This is a genomic window from Pseudomonas sp. P5_B2 (genome assembly GCF_056400445.1).
Genome location: NZ_JBFULH010000349.1, coordinates 1 through 4,329 on the forward strand (window position 1 = coordinate 1; position 4,329 = coordinate 4,329).

Sequence of the window (4,329 nt, forward strand, 5' to 3'; positions counted from 1 at the left end):
TTGTAGGAGTGCATCGTGCGTAAGTTGACTCAATTGGTTCTCCTCGCAACCTTACTGGTAGCAGGTCCGGCTTTTGCCGACATGAAAATCGCCGTTCTGAACTATCAGATGGCTCTGCTGGAATCCGACGCGGCCAAGAAGTACGCCGTGGATGCCGAGAAAAAATTTGGCCCGCAACTGACCAAGCTCAAGACGCTGGAAAGCAGTGCCAAAGGCATTCAGGATCGTCTGATGGCCGGTGGCGACAAGATGCAGCAAGGCGAGCGTGAGCGTCTTGAACTCGAGTTCAAGCAAAAGGCGCGTGACTTCCAGTTCCAGTCCAAGGAGCTGAACGAAGCCAAAGCCGTTGCCGACCGTGAAATGCTGAAGCAGCTCAAGCCGAAACTCGATAGCGCTGTGGAAGAAGTCATCAAGAAAGGTGCTTTTGACCTGGTCTTCGAGCGTGGCGCAGTGATTGATGTCAAACCTCAGTACGACATCACTCGCCAGGTTATCGAGCGCATGAATCAGCTGAAGTAATCATGACAGCGACTATAAAGCTCGGTCAGTTGGCCGAGTTCCTCGGCGCCACGCTACGTGGCGACCCGGAGAAAGAAATTACTGGGCTGGCCACTTTACAAGAGGCTGGCCCAGCTCAGTTGAGCTTTCTCGCAAACCCTCAATACCGTAAATACCTGGCAGACAGCCGGGCCGCAGCGCTGTTGCTGAAGGCCACTGATGCCGAAGGTTTTGCCGGCAATGCGTTGGTTGTGCCTGATCCGTATCTGGCCTATGCGCGTATTTCCCATCTGTTCGATCCCAAGCCCAAGGCGCCTGCCGGCATTCACCCGACAGCGGTAGTGGCGGCGGACGCCGTGGTTGATCCTGCTGCGAGCATCGGCGCATTTGCCGTGATCGAAAGCTGCGCACGTATTGCCGCGGGTGTGACCATTGGGGCTCATTGCTTCATCGGCGCCCGTTGCGAGATTGGAGAGGGTGGCTGGCTGGCCCCGCGAGTCACGCTGTACCATGACGTACGCATCGGCAAACGGGTGGTCATTCAGTCAGGTGCTGTGCTCGGTGGCGAAGGTTTCGGTTTTGCCAACGAGAAGGGCGTCTGGCAGAAAATTGCCCAGATCGGTGGTGTGCTGGTCGGTGACGATGTAGAAATTGGCGTGAATACCGCTATTGATCGCGGCGCGTTGGCCGATACCGTTCTTGGCAATGGTGTGAAGCTCGACAACCAGATCCAGATCGCCCACAACGTTCAGGTGGGTGATCACACCGCCATGGCCGCCTGTGTGGGGATCTCCGGCAGCACCAAAATCGGCAAGCATTGCATGCTCGCTGGCGGAGTAGGGCTGGTTGGGCATATCGAAATTTGCGACAACGTTTTCATCACCGGGATGACTATGGTGACCCATTCGATTACCGAAAAGGGTTCGTATTCTTCCGGTACGGCAATGCAGCCAGCAGCCGAATGGCGCAAAAGCGCGGCTCGTATCCGTCAGCTCGATGACATCGCGCGGCGTCTGCGACAGCTGGAAAAGCGTGCAGGGGAAGTGACCCCTGGCGGTAATGCTTCATCAGATGGCTGATACCATTTCCATATCAAGTGTGCACAGCCGTTAGACTGCCTGCTTGATTTGCTAGAGGGGCGTGTGTCAGTCGCGCGCTCCCAATCTTTACATAGGCTTCCCCCCGAAATGATGGACATCAACGAGATTCGCGAATACCTGCCTCACCGTTACCCGTTCCTGCTGGTGGATCGGGTCGTGGATCTGGATGTGGAAGGCAAGCGCATTCGCGCCTACAAGAATGTCAGCATCAACGAACCGTTCTTCAATGGTCACTTCCCTGCGCATCCAATCATGCCGGGCGTACTGATCATCGAGGCGATGGCTCAGGCTGCCGGGATCCTTGGTTTCAAAATGCTCGACGTGAAACCGGCGGACGGCACCCTTTACTATTTCGTGGGCTCTGACAAGCTGCGCTTCCGTCAGCCAGTACTCCCGGGCGATCAGTTGATCCTTGAAGCCAAGTTCCTGAGCTGCAAGCGTCAGATCTGGAAGTTCGAATGCCAGGCTTCGGTCGACGGCAAACCAGTCTGCTCTGCTGAAATCATCTGTGCGGAACGCAAGCTATGAGTTTGATTGACCCTCGCGCAATCATCGATCCGACGGCCGTTCTGGCCGACGACGTCGAGGTCGGCCCATGGTCGATCGTCGGCGCAGGTGTGGAAATCGGCGAGGGAACAGTGATCGGGCCGCACGTGATTCTCAAAGGCCCGACCCGAATCGGTAAGCACAACCGCATCTACCAGTTTTCGTCGGTAGGTGAGGACACGCCCGATCTGAAATACAAAGGCGAAGAAACCCGGCTGGTCATCGGTGACCACAACGTCATCCGTGAAGGCGTGACGATTCACCGCGGGACGGTTCAGGACCGTTCGGAAACGACCCTGGGCGATCACAACCTGATCATGGCCTATGCCCACATCGGCCACGACAGCGTTATTGGCAACCACTGCATTCTGGTCAACAACACTGCGCTGGCCGGTCATGTGCACGTTGAAGACTGGGCGATCCTCTCCGGTTTCACGCTGGTTCACCAGTATTGCCACATTGGCGCCCACAGCTTTTCGGGTATGGGAACTGCCATCGGCAAGGACGTTCCAGCGTACGTCACGGTGTTCGGCAACCCTGCCGAAGCCCGTAGCATGAACTTCGAGGGCATGCGTCGTCGTGGCTTCAGCGAAGAAGCGATCCATGCACTGCGTCGTGCCTACAAGGTGGTTTATCGCCAGGGGCTGACGATCGAGCAGGCGCTCACCGAACTCGCCGAACCCTCGGATCAGTTCCCGGAAGTCGCGGTATTCCGTGATTCCATCCAGTCTTCGACTCGCGGCATCACCCGTTAATCATGGCTATTGTGCGTATTGCGCTGGTAGCGGGTGAGGCTTCCGGCGACATTCTGGGCGCGGGTCTGATGCGCGCACTCAAGGCCCAGCATCCGGCGGTGGAATTCATCGGTGTCGGTGGCCCGTTGATGCAGGCCGAAGGGTTGACTTCGTACTTTCCCATGGAACGGCTATCGGTCATGGGCCTGGTGGAAGTGTTGGGGCGGCTGCGTGAACTGCTGGCGCGTCGCAAAAAGCTGATCGCCGACCTGATCGCCGCAAAGCCGGACGTTTTCATCGGTATCGATGCCCCTGACTTCAATCTCAATATCGAACTCAAGCTACGTCAGGCCGGAATCAAGACCGTGCATTACGTCAGCCCGTCGGTGTGGGCGTGGCGTCAGAAGCGCGTGCTGAAGATTCGCGAAGGCTGCGACCTGATGCTGACGCTGTTCCCGTTCGAAGCGAAATTCTACGAAGAGAAGGGCGTGCCGGTGCGATTTGTCGGGCATTCCCTGGCCGATGCGATTCCGCTGGAGGCTGATCGAGCCGCCGCGCGGGCTGAGCTTGATTTGCCGGACGGTCCACTGGTTGCGCTGATGCCTGGCAGTCGTGGTGGCGAAGTGGGCCGGCTCGGCGCGTTATTCCTCGACACCGCCCAGCGCCTGCGCGCCCTGCGTCCGGGCGTACGATTCGTCATGCCGTGCGCCAGCCCTGAACGCCGCGCACAGCTTGAAGAGCTTCTGGCCGGTCGCGATCTGCCGCTGACCTTGCTTGATGGCAAATCCCATCTGGCATTGGCGGCCTGYGACGCGGTGCTGATCGCTTCCGGTACGGCTACCCTTGAAGCGTTGCTGTACAAGCGGCCCATGGTGGTGGCTTATCGATTGGCACCCCTGACGTTCTGGATTCTTAAGCGGATGGTGAAAAGTCCTTACGTTTCCTTGCCAAACCTGTTGGCCCAGCGCTTGTTGGTGCCCGAGTTGCTGCAGGACGACGCGACGGTCGAAGCCCTTGCACAAACCCTTTCACCCTTGATCGAAGATGGCGAGGAACAGACTCGCGGCTTCGACGAAATTCACCGTACCTTGCGTCTGGATGCCTCCAATCAGGCGGCGGACGCAGTACTGAACCTGATCGGCAAACCACAATGAGCAAAACCAGCATTCAGATGGGCCTGGACTTCACCCTGGTCGCCGAAGTCGAAGACCTCGTGGCCGGTGTCGACGAAGTCGGTCGCGGCCCGCTCTGCGGTGCCGTGGTGACGGCGGCGGTGATCCTCGATCCAAACCGCCCGATCCTCGGCCTGAATGACTCAAAGAAGCTCACTGAAGCCCGTCGCGAAAAACTCTATGACGAAATCTGCGAAAAAGCCCTTAGCTGGTGCATCGCTCGGGCCGAAGTCGAGGAAATCGACGAGCTGAACATCCTGCACGCCACCATGCTGGCGA

At 58.0% G+C, this 4,329-nt stretch carries 6 protein-coding genes; all 6 read left to right on the forward strand.

Annotation, left to right across the window (positions count from 1 at the left end; all coding sequences use genetic code 11):
• The first annotated feature begins 15 nt into the window (after window positions 1-15).
• Complete coding sequence (locus tag AC1DRJ_RS20080) at window positions 16-519, forward strand: OmpH family outer membrane protein (protein ID WP_007949341.1); 504 nt, start codon at window positions 16-18, stop codon at window positions 517-519.
• Between the two features lie 2 nt (window positions 520-521).
• A complete protein-coding gene (gene lpxD / locus AC1DRJ_RS20085; protein WP_477803684.1) occupies window positions 522-1,577 on the forward strand; it encodes a UDP-3-O-(3-hydroxymyristoyl)glucosamine N-acyltransferase in 1,056 nt (351 codons plus the stop codon).
• A gap of 108 nt (window positions 1,578-1,685) precedes the next feature.
• Window positions 1,686-2,126, forward strand: coding sequence for a 3-hydroxyacyl-ACP dehydratase FabZ (gene fabZ / locus AC1DRJ_RS20090; protein ID WP_007907157.1), 441 nt, complete (start codon window positions 1,686-1,688; stop codon window positions 2,124-2,126).
• Window positions 2,123-2,899 (forward strand): acyl-ACP--UDP-N-acetylglucosamine O-acyltransferase, encoded by a 777-nt coding sequence (gene lpxA, locus AC1DRJ_RS20095; protein ID WP_477803685.1) that lies wholly within the window; start codon window positions 2,123-2,125, stop codon window positions 2,897-2,899. Before fabZ ends, lpxA begins: the two co-directional genes overlap by 4 nt.
• A 2-nt stretch (window positions 2,900-2,901) precedes the next feature.
• A complete protein-coding gene (lpxB, locus tag AC1DRJ_RS20100) occupies window positions 2,902-4,032 on the forward strand; it encodes a lipid-A-disaccharide synthase (RefSeq protein ID WP_477803686.1) in 1,131 nt (376 codons plus the stop codon).
• Between the two features lie 11 nt (window positions 4,033-4,043).
• The coding region (locus tag AC1DRJ_RS20105; RefSeq protein WP_477803687.1) for a ribonuclease HII at window positions 4,044-4,329 on the forward strand (286 nt) is incomplete at its 3' end.

Bases quoted from the DNA above. Each gene is read 5' to 3' on its own strand.
- lpxD (WP_477803684.1), top strand. From the start codon at position 522: ATGACAGCGACTATAAAGCTCGGTCAGTTGGCCGAGTTCCTCGGCGCC.
- fabZ (WP_007907157.1), top strand. From the start codon at position 1,686: ATGATGGACATCAACGAGATTCGCGAATACCTGCCTCACCGTTACCCG.
- lpxA (WP_477803685.1), top strand. From the start codon at position 2,123: ATGAGTTTGATTGACCCTCGCGCAATCATCGATCCGACGGCCGTTCTG.